Below are 15,621 nucleotides of genomic sequence, written 5' to 3'. Positions count from 1 at the left end.
TAAGTTCTTATATTGTCGAAAAAGAGCAGCAACGGTCTGAGCTCCGCCTAAACGCCGGTATTCAGACCTTTGCTGCTCTCCTCCGCTTGTCCCCTTGATGCAAAACTCAGGCACCGTCCTCTTTCAGATGCAAGAGTGCAGCTGCCGCTGCCTGCTGCTCTGCTTCCTTCTTGGACCGGCCGCTTCCTTTACCAAGTGAACGGTTAGCCATATACACCTCTGAGACGAATTCACGCTCATGTGCGGGTCCCCGTTCTTCTATAATTCGATATTCCAATGTACCCATATTGTGCTGCTGAATTAGCTCTTGCAGTTCCGTCTTATAATCGGTCATCTGCATTTGCAATTTCCCATCCGTTTCCACCAGAGGAAATACGTGATTATCAAGAAAACTTCGCACCGTTTCCAGTCCTTGGTCGAGATAAAGCGCTCCCACGAAGGATTCGAATACATCAGCCAGCAGGGCCGGGCGAGTACGTCCGCCCGTAAGTTCTTCCCCTTTGCCCAACAGTACATAACGGCCAAAACCTAAACTCTCCGCAAATTTGACCAGTGAAGGCTCGCATACAATAGCGGCCCGCAGCTTGGTCAACTCTCCCTCAGGTCGGTCTGGCAATAGATTGTACAAATATTCAGAAACCGTTAACTCCAGAACTGCATCCCCAAGAAATTCGAGACGCTCATTGTCCTGATGCTGATTGAAACGGTGTTCATTCACATAGGATGCATGGGTAAAGGCCTGCTTCAGAAGCACAGAATCGTGAAATTGGATTTGAAGTTGCTGTTGTAACTGCTTCAGTTCTCCTTTCACCGCACTGTCCCCTTACTAATTATATTTTTTTAGAATAACTGTTGCGTTATGTCCCCCGAAGCCGAACGAATTCGACATTACAATATCAAGATCAGCTTTACGTGGCACATTTGGTACATAATCCAGATCACATTCCGGGTCTTGGTTGTCCAAATTAATCGTTGGCGCAATCATCCCTTTTTGCAAGGAAAGGCCACAAATAATAGCTTCTACTCCACCAGCGGCACCCAGAAGGTGACCTGTCATGGATTTCGTTGAACTGATTGCCACTTTATATGCATGATCACCCAATGCTTTCTTAACAGCAGCAGTTTCTGATCTATCTCCTACAGGCGTTGAAGTACCATGAGCATTGATATAATCAATATCTTCAGGAGAGATACCAGCATCCCGGATTGCCATCTTCATGCAGCGAGCTGCACCATCTGGATCAGGCTCAGTCATATGATGAGCATCTGCGCTTAGACCATAACCGATAACCTCAGCATAGATCTTCGCTCCGCGCTTTTCAGCATGTTCGAGTGATTCCAGAATAAGAATCCCGGCGCCTTCACCCATAACAAAACCATCGCGATCCACATCAAACGGACGACTTGCCTTCTCAGGCTCATCATTGCGAGTGGACATTGCTCTCATTGCACAAAAACCAGCCATACCTGTTGGACGAATGGTCGCTTCGGAACCACCGCAGATCATTGCATCTGCGTCTCCACGTTGAATCAAGCGGAAGGATTCCCCAATGGAGTGACTTCCTGTAGCACAAGCAGTTACTGTCGTCGTATTAGGACCCTTTGCTCCAAGGTTAATGGACAACTGTCCAGAACCCATGTTAGCGATCATCATCGGAATGAAGAACGGACTAACCCGCTTCGGTCCTTTTTCAAGCAACAAGTTATGATTGTCTTCCCAAGTTCCAAGACCACCAATACCTGATCCTACAGATACACCTATTCTTTCGGCATCAATATCTTCACCGATCTTAAGTCCGCTATCTCGCAACGCGTCCTCACCGGCAGCCACTGCAAATTGTACAAAACGGTCCATTTTGCGGGCTTCCTTACGACCAAAAAGTGCCTCTGGATCAAAATCTTTAACAGAGGATGCTATTTGCGTAGTATACTCACTGACATCAAAGGTCTCAACCTGTGATACACCGGATTTGCCGCTCATAAGATTATCCCAGAACGTCTCCAAATCTTTGCCCAATGATGTAACTACGCCCATCCCGGTAACAACCACTCTATGACTCAAACACAATCACCCCATCTATAGGTTGTATACATTATATTCAGAACTTATATACTTTCTGTTGCTACTATATGAACAGCGATAACCGCATCAATAACCATCCTGCGGTTCTGTTATATCCCTTATATAGTTGCTCAAGGCAACCTTTGATTCCTCTTTAATGCTCTATAAATGAGGAGAAGTCCCGCCCTAGCAGGAACGGGACTCTCAATCATATGACTCTAGGTATGAGATTGTATGTACTTCACAACTTCACCCACGGTCGTAATCGTCTCTGCATCTTCATCAGAGATTTCCATATCGAATTCATCTTCCAATTCCATAACCAATTCTACTACATCAAGAGAATCAGCACCTAAATCATCTTTGAAAGACGCTTCTAATGTTACCTCAGCTTCATCGGCACCTAAGCGGTCGATGACAATGCGTTTTACACGCTCTAATACATCGGACATCCGGTTCACCTCCTCTTTTGGTATTATACGAGATATGAGTTCAAAATACCATAGAGCGTCAAAAACGCTTTCTTTATCCCTCACATTTCAGCATTAAAACAGTGTAATTTCTCCTTGACGGAGAGTTACATATACATCCCGCCATCCACGTGTAGTGTCTGGCCGGTCATATACGCAGCGCCTTCAGAGGCCAGGAAGACTACAGCCATAGCAATCTCTTCAGGGCGCCCCAGACGAGCAAGTGGAATGCCCTTCTCAAGCTCACTGCGCACTTCCTCAGAGAGCTCACGCGTCATATCTGTATCAATGAAGCCAGGAGCGATACAGTTCACCGTGATCCCCCGTGAGGAAAGCTCACGAGCCGATGCCTTCGTTAAACCGATGACACCTGCCTTAGCTGCGGAGTAATTAGCTTGTCCAGGATTTCCTGTTACACCTACTACGGAAGAAATATTGATAATTCGCCCGTAGCGTTGCTTCATCATAGGGCGTGTAGCTGCCTTTAGGCAGTTAAACACCCCTTTTAGATTCGTTTCGATCACTTGATCGAACTCTTCTTCTTTCATGCGCATAATCAGGTTGTCTCTGGTAATGCCGGCATTATTGACAACAATGTCAATACGTCCCCAGGTATTCAGAACCTCTTTGACAAGGTTCTCGGCCTGTTCACTATTGCCGACATCGCCACGAAGGGCAATACCCTCCGAGCCAAGCTCGACAATCCGAGCTACGGTCTCTTGTGCGGCTGCTTCACTGCCCGCATAGTTCACGGCCACCTTCACGCCATGTTCCGCGAGAGCAAGTGCAATACTGCGGCCGATGCCGCGAGAGCCACCAGTTACAAGGGCCGTTTGACCCCGCAATACTGAGAACATCATTTATTCCCCCTTCGATCATATTGCTATTGATAAACAATGTTTGAACGTATCTTACAAGACAGCTTGCACACTTTCTAGCGTGTTAATGTTGATTACTTTGACCGTTTTGTCTATTTTGCGGATCAGACCTGCCAGAACACTGCCAGAACCAATTTCCACAAAAGTATCCACACCATCAGCAATCAGCCATTCAATACTGTCTTGCCAGAGCACAGGGGAGTACACCTGGCGGACAAGCAGTTCACGGATTTCTTCAGGATCCGTTACAGGTGCTGCGGTAACATTGACAATAACAGGTACAGCCGGAGCATTAAAAGTAACACTCTTCAGCTCGTCTGCCAAGCGGTCTGCCGCAGCCTTCATCATCGAAGAGTGAAAAGGTCCACTTACTTCCAGCGGAATAGCCCGCTTTCCGCCTGCTTCCTTAACACGCTGCACAACACCGTTAACCCCGGCTTGTGAACCAGAAACAACAATCTGTCCCGGGCAGTTCACATTCGCCAGTTCTACCACGCCGCTCTCCTCGGATACGCTCCGGCATAATTCTGCCAGAGCATCCCGCTCCGCACCAAGCACTGCAGCCATAGCTCCCTGTCCACCTGGAACAGCTTCCTCCATAAAACGACCGCGTAAACGCACAAGTCTTACAGCATCTTCATAGGACAATACGCCTGCCGCAACCAGTGCGCTGTATTCTCCTAGGCTATGACCAGCTACATAATCCGGCTTCATCCCTTGATCACGTAATGCTTCCAGATAAGCCACACTTGCTGTTAGCAGAGCTGGTTGCGTATTTACGGTCTGTTTCAAATCACTGTCAGGTCCTTCAAAAATCAGCTGGCTCAGTGAAAATCCGAGGACCTCATCACCTTTTTCGAATACCGCGCGGCTGTGCGGAAGAGCTTCATATACATCTCTACCCATTCCAACTGCCTGTGCACCCTGACCGGGAAAGACAAATGCGATTTTACTCATAAGTAAGAACTCCTTCCTCTATTACCAGATCAATACGGACGCGCCCCAAGTCAAGCCACCGCCGAATCCAACCATCAGAACCGTGTCGCCTTCCTTCATGCGTCCTTCTTCCGCCGCTTCCACTAGAGCTAGAGGAATAGAAGCTGCTGATGTATTAGCATATTTATCAACATTGATTACACATTTCTCCGGTGGCAGGTCAAGCCGCTGCATAGCGGATTGAATGATACGAATATTCGCTTGATGCGGCACGAACAAATCAATATCTTCTTTACCTAATCCTGCTTTGGTAAGCACACGTTCTGTAGCTGAGCCCATAACACGAACGGCAAACTTAAACACTTCACGGCCATTCATATAAATGAAATGTTTCTTGTCTTCAACCGTCTGCTGAGATGCAGGCAAGCGCGAGCCCCCAGCTTCCAGCTTAAGCAAGTTTCCTCCAGAACCTTCAGCACCCAGATCGAAGGATTGGAAACCGCGTCCCTCTGGAACCTCACCGATGATTACTGCTCCTGCACCATCGCCAAACAGTACACAGGTGTTACGATCCGTATAATCAGTGATGCGGGATAAAGTGTCCGCACCAATTATGAGTGCATTATTGTACATTCCGTTCTGAATAAAGCCAACCGCAGTAGCTAGGCTGTATACAAAACCAGAGCAGGCTGCTGACAAGTCAAATGCCGCAGCACCTTTAGCTCCAAGTTTATCCTGCAAAATGCAGGCTGTGGAAGGAAAGGAGCTATCAGGGGTTACCGTTGCAATAATAATAAGATCCAGATCTTCAGCTTTCATGCCTGCAGAATCCAAAGCTTTAAGTGCAGCTTCATAGGCTAAATCAGAAGTTGCCTCATGTGGTGCAGCGATATGTCTTTCACGGATCCCTGTCCGACTGACGATCCATTCATCGTTAGTCTCCACTATTTTTTCTAGATCACTGTTTGTTAAAATTTTCTCAGGTACATATTTACCCGTACCGATAATCCCAACCGGCCGCAACTGTTTCATTTCGTCACTCACTTCCCGCTAATTTCCTTGGATATACTTGGCACAAGATCGGCTTGCAGAGCAATCCGCGCTTGTCTTACCGCATTTTTAACCGCATTTCCGTCTGAAGATCCGTGCCCCTTAACTACCAATCCGCTAAGACCAAGCAGCGGTGCACCACCATGCTCTTTGTAATCCATCTTGCCCTTCAGGGCTCTAAGCTCCGGCATCAGCATAGCCGCTCCAAGCTTAGTTTTCAGAGAACGACTGAATTGCTCCTTCAGCAAAGAGAACAATGCACCTGCTGTACCCTCAAGCGACTTCAATAGGATATTACCAGCAAATCCATCGCAGACAAGCACATCGCAGTTTCCTGTCAGTACGTCGCGTGCCTCAACATTACCGATAAAATGAATGCCTGGCAAGTTCTCCAGCAGTGGATAGGCTTCTTTGGTCAGCTCGTTGCCTTTTCCAGGCTCCGTTCCTACATTTAGAAGTCCAACCCGCGGCTTAGCAATACCGTGCACTTTATTCCGATAAATGCTGCCCATCAGCGCATATTGCACCAGATGTTCAGGTTTCGCATCCATGTTAGCACCAAGATCAAGCGCAAGCACGCCAACATCATCAAGTGTCGGAATCATAGGTGCCAGCGCAGGACGTTCAATCCCCTGCATACGGCCCACTACGAGTAACCCTGTAGTCATAAGCGCCCCTGTGTTACCTGATGAAATCATAGCATCTGCTTCGCCCTCACGCACCATACGTCCAGCTACAACCATGGATGAATCTTTTTTGCGGCGAACCGCCTTAACCGGCTCTTCATCAGAACCAATAACATCTCCTGCATGCCGCACACTAAGGTTGGACGGCTTGTCCTTCAGCAGCGGCTCTAGTCTGGCTTCGTCACCTACGAGCACAATCTGCGTATCTTTCCATTCCGCGGCCGCGGACAACGCCCCCTCGACATTACATTCAGGAGCGTTGTCCCCGCCCATGGCATCAATGGCGATCAGCACTACGGTTACCCCCTTCACTATACTCTTCATTAGCGGAACGATACACTATAAAGTGGCCTTGAAATACCAATTCTTCTCCGACATAGGTGAATACGTCCACCTCTGCTTTGCCGCCTCTGCCTGCAAGTGACCGCACTTGAGCTTTAGCAATGCACTTCTCACCAAGCAGAACCATACGAACAAAGCGTATGTCGGCTGAAGCAGTCAAGGCAATTTCATCGTTAATCACAGCAACCGCAAGCGAGTTGGCTTGAGCAAACACGTAGTGGCCACGGGCGATCCCATTTCTGGAAAAGACATGATCCTCACGAATTTCAAAGATCGAAATCCCGCTCTTATCGAGCTGTAAATCCACAATATCTCCGATCACTTCATCCGCAGGCAAAGAGCGCACCTGATCATAGGAATGCTCTGCCATTTGTTTCATTCTTTCACGCAGTTCTGGTATTCCCAGCTCCATCCGGTCTAACCGAATCGTCTGAATGCTCACCTTCAGCTGACGAGTCAACTCCCGATCAGTCACAAAAGGATTGCCTGCAATTATATGTAGCAGCTGTTGCTGACGTTCTTTCTTGGACATCCGCTCGATAGCGGCTCACCTCCTGGCACATGCCAAGCGTAAACGCCTTCGGCGTCCTAATAAGGACGGTAAGCGTTTAAGCGAGAAATATAAGACATAAAGTATAGGTGCATAACTTATACTTCCTTATATTTTAAAGAAAGCATCCGGCCTCTTGAATGGCCGCTGTTATATTAGGTCAAACAATCATAAATATTATTTAGAACCAGGTACTAATATGTAGTATAAAGCATGCCGCACCAAAAATAAAGCATTGACTTCTGAGCGGAACATAAAGTACAGGTGCAAACCCTATCTTTATTATATTTAAGCAAAAAAATAGTACCTCACCGAAGTGAAGTACTACTTATTCTGAAACTATTGTTTGATGATTTCTCTTGCTTTGTAAGTTCCGCAAACTTTGCATACGTGGTGAGCTAGTTTCAACTCTCCGCATTGTTCACATTTCACCATGCCCGGCACAACCAACTTAAAGTGGGTGCGACGTTTGTCACGGCGTGTTTTAGACGTTCTACGTTGTGGTACTGCCATGTGTTCCACCTCCTCGTGATATTTCTGTCAGCCTGCTCCTCAGAGCAGGATGTGTTTTGTTGTAATGTTTCATTTGAAAAAGTCTTTCAACCCAGCGAGTCGAGGATCGATCACTGTGTTGTCGCAACTGCAGGTGCCTTCGTTCAAGTTCTGTCCGCATTTCTGACAAAGACCAAGACAGTCTGCCTTGCACAATACCGAATCCGGTAAGTGCAGTACGAAATTTTCTTCCACATACGGGATAAGATCCACAACCTCATCCTTGACGTAAATGAGATCCTCATCTTCGTCATCATCTGGAAGAACTGGCTGCTTAAGCCACTTGAAAGTCTCAGCAAAAGGAATGTTCAAATCACTTTTGACCTCCGTGAGACAACGTGAACATAACATGTCCACATCTCCACTCAGTTTCCCCACCACGTTCACACAATCGGTTCCCGCGGGCAGCGCTTTAAGGTCTACTGAGAGCGGAGCAACAGTTAGAATATCCTTGCGCCCTTTGACTACCTCGCTGACATCCACAACATCGTGAATATGTAACGGTTCGTCGGCATTCGCTAATTTGCGAAAGTGAATCTGCATACTTATCACTCCCAAACAAACAAAATTTATTATACCTAGTATTCTATACCTTTGTCAACCATTTTCCCTTTATATTGTTTCAGAAAATGCGGTGAATTATGATATAACTATTAGTGTAAATCAAAAGATCAGCTTGTGCTAACAGTATCTCTAGAAATCTACCCTACTAAACTCAATAAATATACCTTACTTATCGGAGGGAAGCCACAGTGACAACGGTTGGAATCATCGCAGAATACAATCCCTTACATAACGGACACGTGCATCACTTCACGGAAGCCAAAAGACTCTCCGGCGCAGAGCGCACCATCGTCGTCATGAGTGGTCCCTTTACCCAGCGCGGCGAGCCGGCGGCGGTTAGCAAGCAGGCCCGGACAGAGATGGCGCTGCATATGGGCGCCGACCTCGTCATTGAGCTGCCGGTGGCCTATGCCGTCCAGCCAGCCGAGTGGTTCGCGTTCGGAGCAGTTGCACTGCTGGAAGCGACCGGGGTCGTGGACAGCTTGTGCTTCGGCTCCGAAGCCGGCACTTTGGGCTCGCTGCTCCCGCTGGCCAGATATCTGGCTGAGGAAAGTAGCGAGCTTCAGAGCGAGATCCGCCGCCGCATGGCGCTCGGAGCAAGCTTTCCCGCCGCCTACAGCGCAGCGGCGGCGGTGGCCTTTGAAGGGACTCTCCCGGAAACGGAGAGTCCCGGAGATGCAGGCGAGCTGCTACGCCAGCCGAATAACAGCCTTGGCCTGCATTATCTTATCGCCTTGCAGCGGCTGCACAGCAAGATAATGCCACTAACCGTTCCGCGCACGGCAGCAGGCTTCCATGATCCATTACAAGCCGACTCTTCTATTGCAAGTGCGACGGCCATCCGCAAGCTGCTGCAAGAAGGTGGCTCTCCTGCTGCTTATATGCCGGATTATAGCGTGTCCATTTTGGAAAGAGAGCATGCAGCCGGAAGGGGTCCTCTGAGCTTAGAGAGCTTCAATATCCCTCTCCGCCATCTGCTGTCTACCCATACCGCTGCCGAGTTACAAGCAATCCACGATATGAATGAAGGCTTGGAAAACCGGATACTGCGGCTTTTACCTGAGTTGGAGCAATTCTCTGTTTCAGGCCTGCTTCACACCCTTAAGAGTAAGCGCTACACGCATACACGGCTCCAACGGCTGCTGCTACATGTTCTGTTAAATCATTCTAAAAAAGAAATGACCCCTTCCATACTAGCAGAGGGGCCCGGATATATTCGCATTCTTGGTTTTAGAGAAAGCGGACGAGCACTGCTTAAAGAGATGAAACAAAAAGCTACGTTGCCCATCGTCATGCGCCCGTCCCTTTGTTCCCATCCGCAGCTTGAGCGAGATCTTCAAGCCGCTTCCGCTTTCGCGGGAGCTTTTAAGGAACCCCGCAGAATTGATATGTACCGCGATTATTTGGAACCTCCGGTCATGGTTTGACCGGCAGTTCCTCCATATACTTCAGCGCCTCATCCAGCGTAGATACAGGCACCAGCTTCATAGATGTGCCGATTTTATCAGCTTTTGCTTTGGCTTCGTCATAATTCTTAACAGGCACGAAAAAAATCTCCGCCCCTTCTCGGTCCGCAGCCACGATCTTGTGTTTCACTCCACCGATAGCACCTACCACACCCTCAGCGTTAATCGTACCCGTCCCTGCAACCCTATGGCCTTTAGTTAAATCACCAGAAGTAAGGCGATTGTAAATTTCCATAGTGAACATTAGCCCTGCCGAAGGTCCGCCAACATTTGTATCTACAAAACTGACAGCTTTCCCTGCTTCTTTTGGTTTTACTTTTTGAACGGCGGCAATAGTGACTCCAAAACCAGGTCGAACGGCCGCGCCCTCTTTATCCTTTATTTCAACCAGCGTCACTCGTTCTTTAACTTCCTTGCCATTTCTTTGCAAAACAACAGCGACTTGATCTCCGATTTTTTTAGTGGAGAGCAGTTTAGACAGTGCTTCAGGATCGGGCACTTTTTGTCCTTCTACGCTAATGATTTTATCACCCGGCAGAAATTGTCCTTTATTACTTTCTACAGGAACCGAAAAGACGTAGAGATAATCCACTACATCCTCATATGGAATTCCCGCTGCATGATAAGCGGCCTGAACAGAATAAGACTGTGAGCTATTCATATAAAAAACCTGCTCCGCAGCATATTCGTCTTCTGACTTATCCCCTAGCCGGGTTTCTTTTCGCACAACCTCTGAATTGGAATTAAAAGCAGAGGCGACCAATAAGGCCACATTAGCATAACTAGCAGACACCGTAGTCATCATAAACGTTCCTTCTTCAGCCGGATCGGCATTCTCCACCTTAATCATAGGGGCAACTTCAGATGCACTGCCTGGCTGATATACGATGTACGGGGTGTTCATAAAAACAAATACATACACGATAACTACAAACGTAAACAGATAAGCTGTGGCGCGGAAACCCGGCCGATGCTTCAGTTGCTTCACTGCTCTTCCCTTCTTTCCCGCGGCACATTTAGGATATGAATGATTGAACTTCATTACCGCTTCGACTAGTGGTTTGGCATGATGGTTGTCTACTCTGCATAAATTGATAACACATCGTCCATGCCTTAAGTTATGAAGAGGTGATCTGAGAAATGAAAAATATTCAAATACGCCGACTAGCTACACGCTCCACACCATTTATACCCGGGATTATGGCAATCCTGATAGCCATTGCAATTATTATCTCACCAGAGAGCTCCTTTGAGGCTTCACTCCAAGGATTGAAGCTTTGGTGGACACTCGTATTCCCTGCCCTGCTCCCCTTCCTGATGCTGTCAGAGATGCTTACCGCTTCGGGTTTCGTGCATGGTTTTGGAGTGCTTCTGGAGCCATTGATGAAAAAGGTCTTTCGTCTGCCCGGTGCCAGCGGCTGGACCTTGGCACTCGGAATCACAGCCGGATTCCCCGGTGGAGCTGGAGGGGTCATGCAGCTACACAAGCAGAACAGCATCTCTGACAAGGAAGCCGCTCGACTTGCAGCACTTACACACTTCGCCAGCCCAGTAACCATGCTTATAGTAATTGGCATAGCTTTTCTACACAGTAATTCAGCAGGTTATTTCCTGCTGGCCATCCATTGGATCTCTGGACTTCTAGCCAGCTATACCGATGCTCTGTTAAAGGGACGGTCAGCGAACACGAAACCAGTTGATAAGATTTCTGCGGACACCAAACGTCCTTCTTTATATAGTCGTGTTCAGCTTGCAGCAACAGATGCCAGAGCAAAAGACGGTCGCAGCTTCGGCAAGCTTCTCGGTGAGTCCGTAGCTAATGCCGTGCAAAGTCTGATGGTCGTGGGCGGTTACATGATTATGTTCGCTGTAGTCATCAATATCATCACTACTGTACTTCCCGCATTGCCAGCTGCTCTGCCAGCAAGCCTACTGGAAATTCATTTAGGCGCCGACGCAATCAGCAAAGGGCTGGAAAGCATTGGAACAGGTCCCTCTAGTATGCTCGGGATAGCTTTGCTGTCTGCTGCACTGGGCTGGAGCGGACTATGTGCACAACTACAGGTGCTGACCATGCTCAAACAAGCCAGAGTCAGATTTCTACCCTACGCTACGGTTCGTCTGATGCATGGACTTTATGCTTTTCTGTTAACTTTATTGCTCTGGAAACCATTGCTGGCTATCCGTAAAGCTGCTTTACCAGCACTTGCAGACTCACGCCCGACTCCAACCGGCACCATGAATGTTACGGACATATGGAGCTCTTTTCCACAGCTGCTAAGTCTGCAAGCACTTCTGCTCATCATACTGTTGGGATTATCTGCTGGAACTTATCTGGTAAGTACTATTCGCCATCGACTCGGTTAAATTTACGCTTCATCGCTTGTTCAACCTCAGGCGTCACAAAATCAGTCACATTCCCGCCGAAATGGGCGATCTCTTTAACAACACTGGAACTTAAGTAGGAATATTTCGGATTAGTCATCATAAAAATCGTTTCCGCATCGGGATCCAGGCTATGGTTGATCGATGCGTTTTGCAGCTCATATTCAAAGTCAGTAACGGTACGGATACCCCGAACTATGACCTGAGCATCTTTTTGACGAACATAATTCACTAACAGATCACGGAAGCTGTCAATTTCCACATTGGGAATATCAGCGGTTGCCTGTCTTAATAGCTCTGTCCGTTCATCTACAGTAAACAGCGGGTTTTTACTCAAATTATTAAGCACCGTTACAATCAAACGGTCGAATTGCTTGGATGCGCGCCGAATAATATCCATATGTCCCATAGTCACGGGATCAAAGGTACCTGGATAAATGGCAACACGTTCTTTTCTAATTTGCTGACTCATTCTCTACCTCCTCACCAGCTTCACTTTCCTCTGTAGGATTAGCTTCATACTGGTAAATAGAAATTGTCGTTTCTCCGTATACGGCCTGACGCAGCCTATAAAATCCTGGAATATCTTCAGGATAGGCATAACTTGATTCATGCTCCAGAACAATAATCGCGTCCTCTTGCAGCATTCCTTTTTCGACCATCATAAGCATAAGTTCATCCCCGTGCTTCAAGCGATAGGGAGGGTCCAAAAAGACCAAATCAAAAACTTTTCCCCGCTTCTCCAGCGCACCTAGCGCCCTTCCAGCTTCATTACGGTAGACCTGCGCTTGTTCTTCCAGCTTGGTAGCCTTCAGATTGGCGCGGATCGTGTCGATACTTTTAGGATCCATATCAACAAATACACCGCTTTCCATCCCTCTGCTTAAGGCTTCGATCCCCAAACCACCAGTACCGGCGAACAAATCCAGCACCGCTCCACCTTCGAAATATGGGCCTACCATGCTAAATACAGCTTCCTTCACCTTATCGGTCGTAGGCCTTGTCCCACTTCCCGGAACACTCTTCAGCGGCCTTCCTTTTGCACTTCCCGATACCACTCTCACTGTTATTCACCCGCTCTATATCTCTGTTTGTTATGCCCAAAAGGGCATAAGTCCACGCCTATCGTAACACATTTGCGCGATGAAATAAAAAATTTGTCTAGATATGAAATAAGAAGGCGAAACAGCTTATTCAGAGAAATAAGTCATCTTAATGTATAAGATTGGACTTCCAGGGACATCATGTAATTATCGACACCACAAATGTCGTAGACAACCGCGGAGCAGGCTTACGTTTCCCCATAAGCTCTTCGTCCGGTTTCTCCTCTCCCATGAAAGGGGCCCTAGAGATAGGGCCCCGAATTTATGTTTAACGGTTTTATAAACACAAAAAGACTACCCTTTCGGCAGCCTTTTCAGCAGCAACTATTTCACAAATCTTCCGACAAACTCAGTAACTACGCTCTCATACTTAACCGGGTCCATGCGGAAAGCTTCTCCGTGGCCCGCATTAGGAACGATGTAAAGCTCCTTCTCGACCGGACTATTTTCATATACGGTATGAACCATTTCCGTAGGAACAAAAGTATCATTATCGCCATGAATAAACAGGGTCGGCGTTTTAGATTTCTTCACCTGTTCTAAAGCCGAGGCTTCACTAAAGGAATAACCTGCCCGAATCTTTGTTAGCATACTGGTCGTATCTACAATTGGAAAGGCGGGGAGATGGTACATTCTTTTTAATTGAAAGGTAAGCTCGTCCTTCACTGAGGTATAACCGCAATCTTCCACAATTGCTTTAACATTAGCTGGTAAATCCTCTCCGCTTGTCATCATAACGGTAGCTCCCCCCATGGAAACACCGTGCAGGATGATCTGTGTATCCTCACCATTTGCTTTTAGGGCACTCTGAATCCACTTCAGGTAATCCTTACGTTCAGGCCATCCAAATCCGATATAGTCACCGCCACTTTCACCATGTCCTCTGGCATCCGGCAGCAAAATATTATATCCAAGTCTCTCATAATACATTCTGGCATATCCACTCATTTGAGTTGCATTTCCAGCATACCCATGAGCAACAATCACTGTCTTATCGGAATGTTCAGGGGCAGCTAAATAGTACGCTTTAAGCTGTATTCCGTCATCAGAATCTATCTCCCATCTATCAAAGCTCTGGGTATCCCACCACTCTTGGTCTGCCTTCGAGGTATCTTTAGATTGTTCTACCTCTGGACTGGACTGCAGGTCAGGGCTTTCATTTAAGAAATCCTTTGAAGCACGTGCAATAGCAACATGATAGAAATAAAAACTTCCCACAGTCACAACAATGATTAAAAGTACAATAACAGAAGAAATTCCGATCATCATTTTTTTCTTCAAACTAGCTCTCTCCTAAATAAAATTTAACAGTATTAATCTATGTTATCAGACTAAGATACCATGTATATTTGAATATTCAAAATCACAGTATTGTAAACTCATGTTATTCACTACGTGATTAGTATTCTTTTAATTTATTAATTTATATAGCTTTAATGGACACAACATTTACAAAAAAAAGCCCCAAGTCGGCAAAATGCCAACATGGAGCCCTGCTATTTTAGAAATTTAGAACATACATGCACTTGTAATAATTACTAATAAGATGAACAATACTAAGATTGCGCCTGTAGAAGTAAAAGCGCCACCAACCTGACCATATTCAGCACCCATGAGAAGACCTCCTCCGTATTTAGAATACAATATATAATATGTATTTATCCCCCTAGAAGATTGGGCGTACGGTTAAAAAAAAAGACCTCCACTGGGCTACCAGCGAGGTTATGAGCTCAACATCTAATCAGAAACTAAAATACCATCAAAGCTTTCCGGACCCACACGTACTGTACCGAGAAGATTAGAAGATACAAATGCTGTATAAGTGAGCTGAGGTGTAATGGCTGGTAAGAAATCCGCTGCTGAAAAGGTTATTACTTGCGGAGCCAGAAGACTAAGAGAAAAAGTAGAAGTAGCAGAATACACTTTTGGATCAGTAGCCAAGGTTCCTCTTACAATCGTAATTGTGATACCTACTAAAGCTAACGGAAGCGTTACAGATATCGTTCCTTTAAGAAGAACGCGTGGATTGGTAGTCACTCCAGCCGTTAACAACCCAATCTGTCCAAAGAGCTGCGGCGTGTTAAGTACCGTAATAGGAATAGATATAGAGTTGGCGAGGCTGGCATTTTGAGATGTTCTTGCATCAAGGTAAGTTCCCATCGTTGCACCCCCTTTATATATTGGCATACCATAATATATTAGTGTTCTCGATAGAATGCATAGCCACATTACCAGTGTAAAACGATTGTTTTATAAAACTCATAGGCAAAATCTATTTATCATCTTTTTTCGTCCCATCCCTTTTATTAAACGCCAGTTCAAACAACCCGGTCGCTGATAGTCCCGCAAGCCCCCCCGCCCAGAGTCGCAGAATCAGATTCATATCAGTGAACGGATAGGCAACTGCTCCAACCAGCAAGCCAATACCCAACCCCACAACTGGCACAATGTTCCGCGGAAGTTCAATGCTATTCTTCACAAGTTGTACTAGTGCCATTACAAAAACAGCTAGGACTGAAGCAAAGGCAAGCACACTGTTGAGAGCATCGTTATACATGTTTTTTAATCCTCCTTATT

General features: G+C 46.7%; 19 protein-coding genes. 2 read left to right on the top strand and 17 right to left on the bottom strand.

The features are described from left to right. Nucleotides 1-106 precede the first annotated feature (106 nt). The 10 genes from rnc to PODO_RS13055 form a co-directional block, all read right to left on the bottom strand. On the bottom strand, nt 107-811 hold the full coding sequence (gene rnc / locus PODO_RS13100) for a ribonuclease III (RefSeq protein WP_038570606.1): 705 nt from the start codon (nt 809-811) through the stop codon (nt 107-109). Nucleotides 812-826: 15 nt separating this feature from the next. Continuing rightward, a complete protein-coding gene (gene fabF, locus PODO_RS13095) occupies nt 827-2,062 on the bottom strand; it encodes a beta-ketoacyl-ACP synthase II (RefSeq protein ID WP_076101782.1) in 1,236 nt (411 codons plus the stop codon). Between the two features lie 218 nt (nt 2,063-2,280). Continuing rightward, nucleotides 2,281-2,514, bottom strand: coding sequence for an acyl carrier protein (locus PODO_RS13090; RefSeq protein ID WP_036686493.1), 234 nt, complete (start codon nt 2,512-2,514; stop codon nt 2,281-2,283). 125 nt (nt 2,515-2,639) lie between these two features. Then, the gene (fabG, locus tag PODO_RS13085; protein WP_038570603.1) at nt 2,640-3,389 is read right to left on the bottom strand and encodes a 3-oxoacyl-[acyl-carrier-protein] reductase; all 750 of its coding nucleotides are present in this window, start codon (nt 3,387-3,389) and stop codon (nt 2,640-2,642) included. A 54-nt stretch (nt 3,390-3,443) separates the two neighbouring features. Further along, complete coding sequence (gene fabD / locus PODO_RS13080; RefSeq protein ID WP_036686490.1) at nt 3,444-4,367, bottom strand: ACP S-malonyltransferase; 924 nt, start codon at nt 4,365-4,367, stop codon at nt 3,444-3,446. Between the two features lie 21 nt (nt 4,368-4,388). Continuing rightward, nucleotides 4,389-5,378: a beta-ketoacyl-ACP synthase III gene (locus tag PODO_RS13075; RefSeq protein ID WP_139329841.1), complete on the bottom strand. Its 990-nt coding sequence runs from the start codon at nt 5,376-5,378 to the stop codon at nt 4,389-4,391. An 8-nt stretch (nt 5,379-5,386) separates the two neighbouring features. Then, nucleotides 5,387-6,376, bottom strand: a complete 990-nt coding sequence (gene plsX / locus PODO_RS13070) for a phosphate acyltransferase PlsX (protein WP_038570599.1) — start codon at nt 6,374-6,376, stop codon at nt 5,387-5,389. Then, a complete protein-coding gene (gene fapR, locus PODO_RS13065) occupies nt 6,360-6,956 on the bottom strand; it encodes a transcription factor FapR (protein ID WP_036686484.1) in 597 nt (198 codons plus the stop codon). The genes plsX and fapR overlap by 17 nt, the downstream gene beginning before the upstream one ends. A 357-nt stretch (nt 6,957-7,313) precedes the next feature. Next, nucleotides 7,314-7,487: a 50S ribosomal protein L32 gene (rpmF, locus tag PODO_RS13060; protein ID WP_019911234.1), complete on the bottom strand. Its 174-nt coding sequence runs from the start codon at nt 7,485-7,487 to the stop codon at nt 7,314-7,316. A 69-nt stretch (nt 7,488-7,556) separates the two neighbouring features. Further along, nucleotides 7,557-8,069, bottom strand: a complete 513-nt coding sequence (locus tag PODO_RS13055) for a YceD family protein (RefSeq protein WP_036686482.1) — start codon at nt 8,067-8,069, stop codon at nt 7,557-7,559. 209 nt (nt 8,070-8,278) lie between these two features. Between PODO_RS13055 and PODO_RS13050 the strand changes: the two genes are divergently transcribed. Beyond that, complete coding sequence (locus PODO_RS13050; protein ID WP_036686480.1) at nt 8,279-9,517, top strand: nucleotidyltransferase; 1,239 nt, start codon at nt 8,279-8,281, stop codon at nt 9,515-9,517. Here PODO_RS13050 and PODO_RS13045 read toward each other — a convergent pair. After that, nucleotides 9,507-10,544 carry a SepM family pheromone-processing serine protease gene (locus tag PODO_RS13045; RefSeq protein WP_038570595.1) on the bottom strand — a complete coding sequence of 346 codons (1,038 nt, stop codon included), beginning with the start codon at nt 10,542-10,544 and terminating at the stop codon, nt 9,507-9,509. The genes PODO_RS13050 and PODO_RS13045 overlap by 11 nt on opposite strands. A 152-nt stretch (nt 10,545-10,696) precedes the next feature. On the opposite strand from PODO_RS13045, the gene PODO_RS13040 reads away from it, so the two are divergent. Continuing rightward, the gene (locus PODO_RS13040) at nt 10,697-11,923 is read left to right on the top strand and encodes a nucleoside recognition domain-containing protein (protein ID WP_051491461.1); all 1,227 of its coding nucleotides are present in this window, start codon (nt 10,697-10,699) and stop codon (nt 11,921-11,923) included. On the opposite strand, the gene coaD is transcribed toward PODO_RS13040, so the two are convergent. The 6 genes from coaD to PODO_RS13015 form a co-directional block, all read right to left on the bottom strand. After that, complete coding sequence (gene coaD / locus PODO_RS13035) at nt 11,901-12,413, bottom strand: pantetheine-phosphate adenylyltransferase (protein ID WP_036686476.1); 513 nt, start codon at nt 12,411-12,413, stop codon at nt 11,901-11,903. The genes PODO_RS13040 and coaD overlap by 23 nt on opposite strands. Beyond that, entirely contained in the window at nt 12,397-13,005 is a 609-nt protein-coding gene (gene rsmD, locus PODO_RS13030; RefSeq protein ID WP_036686473.1) for a 16S rRNA (guanine(966)-N(2))-methyltransferase RsmD, read from the bottom strand. Before rsmD ends, coaD begins: the two co-directional genes overlap by 17 nt. Nucleotides 13,006-13,368: 363 nt before the next feature. Then, nucleotides 13,369-14,325, bottom strand: coding sequence for an alpha/beta hydrolase (locus tag PODO_RS13025; protein WP_038570592.1), 957 nt, complete (start codon nt 14,323-14,325; stop codon nt 13,369-13,371). Nucleotides 14,326-14,553: 228 nt separating this feature from the next. After that, nucleotides 14,554-14,658 carry a sporulation protein YjcZ gene (locus PODO_RS30545; protein WP_080742482.1) on the bottom strand — a complete coding sequence of 35 codons (105 nt, stop codon included), beginning with the start codon at nt 14,656-14,658 and terminating at the stop codon, nt 14,554-14,556. Nucleotides 14,659-14,781: 123 nt separating this feature from the next. Continuing rightward, the gene (locus PODO_RS13020; protein ID WP_036686469.1) at nt 14,782-15,204 is read right to left on the bottom strand and encodes a hypothetical protein; all 423 of its coding nucleotides are present in this window, start codon (nt 15,202-15,204) and stop codon (nt 14,782-14,784) included. A 112-nt stretch (nt 15,205-15,316) separates the two neighbouring features. After that, nucleotides 15,317-15,601 (bottom strand): holin, encoded by a 285-nt coding sequence (locus PODO_RS13015; protein ID WP_036686468.1) that lies wholly within the window; start codon nt 15,599-15,601, stop codon nt 15,317-15,319. Between the last annotated feature and the right edge of the window lie 20 nt (nt 15,602-15,621).

The sequence above is a fragment of the Paenibacillus odorifer genome (assembly GCF_000758725.1).
GTDB lineage: Bacteria > Bacillota > Bacilli > Paenibacillales > Paenibacillaceae > Paenibacillus_AQ > Paenibacillus_AQ odorifer.
The sequence above is the reverse complement of the archived record's forward strand: the minus strand, read 5'-3'. Positions and strand labels throughout refer to the sequence as shown.

Bases quoted from the DNA above. Each gene is read 5' to 3' on its own strand.
- PODO_RS13040 (WP_051491461.1), top strand. From the start codon at position 10,697: ATGAAAAATATTCAAATACGCCGACTAGCTACACGCTCCACACCATTT.
- PODO_RS13075 (WP_139329841.1), bottom strand. From the start codon at position 5,378: ATGAAACAGTTGCGGCCGGTTGGGATTATCGGTACGGGTAAATATGTA.
- coaD (WP_036686476.1), bottom strand. From the start codon at position 12,413: ATGAGTCAGCAAATTAGAAAAGAACGTGTTGCCATTTATCCAGGTACC.
- PODO_RS30545 (WP_080742482.1), bottom strand. From the start codon at position 14,658: ATGGGTGCTGAATATGGTCAGGTTGGTGGCGCTTTTACTTCTACAGGC.
- fabD (WP_036686490.1), bottom strand. From the start codon at position 4,367: ATGAGTAAAATCGCATTTGTCTTTCCCGGTCAGGGTGCACAGGCAGTT.
- PODO_RS13020 (WP_036686469.1), bottom strand. From the start codon at position 15,204: ATGGGAACTTACCTTGATGCAAGAACATCTCAAAATGCCAGCCTCGCC.
- PODO_RS13055 (WP_036686482.1), bottom strand. From the start codon at position 8,069: ATGCAGATTCACTTTCGCAAATTAGCGAATGCCGACGAACCGTTACAT.
- fabG (WP_038570603.1), bottom strand. From the start codon at position 3,389: ATGTTCTCAGTATTGCGGGGTCAAACGGCCCTTGTAACTGGTGGCTCT.
- rpmF (WP_019911234.1), bottom strand. From the start codon at position 7,487: ATGGCAGTACCACAACGTAGAACGTCTAAAACACGCCGTGACAAACGT.
- fapR (WP_036686484.1), bottom strand. From the start codon at position 6,956: ATGTCCAAGAAAGAACGTCAGCAACAGCTGCTACATATAATTGCAGGC.
- PODO_RS13015 (WP_036686468.1), bottom strand. From the start codon at position 15,601: ATGTATAACGATGCTCTCAACAGTGTGCTTGCCTTTGCTTCAGTCCTA.
- PODO_RS13090 (WP_036686493.1), bottom strand. From the start codon at position 2,514: ATGTCCGATGTATTAGAGCGTGTAAAACGCATTGTCATCGACCGCTTA.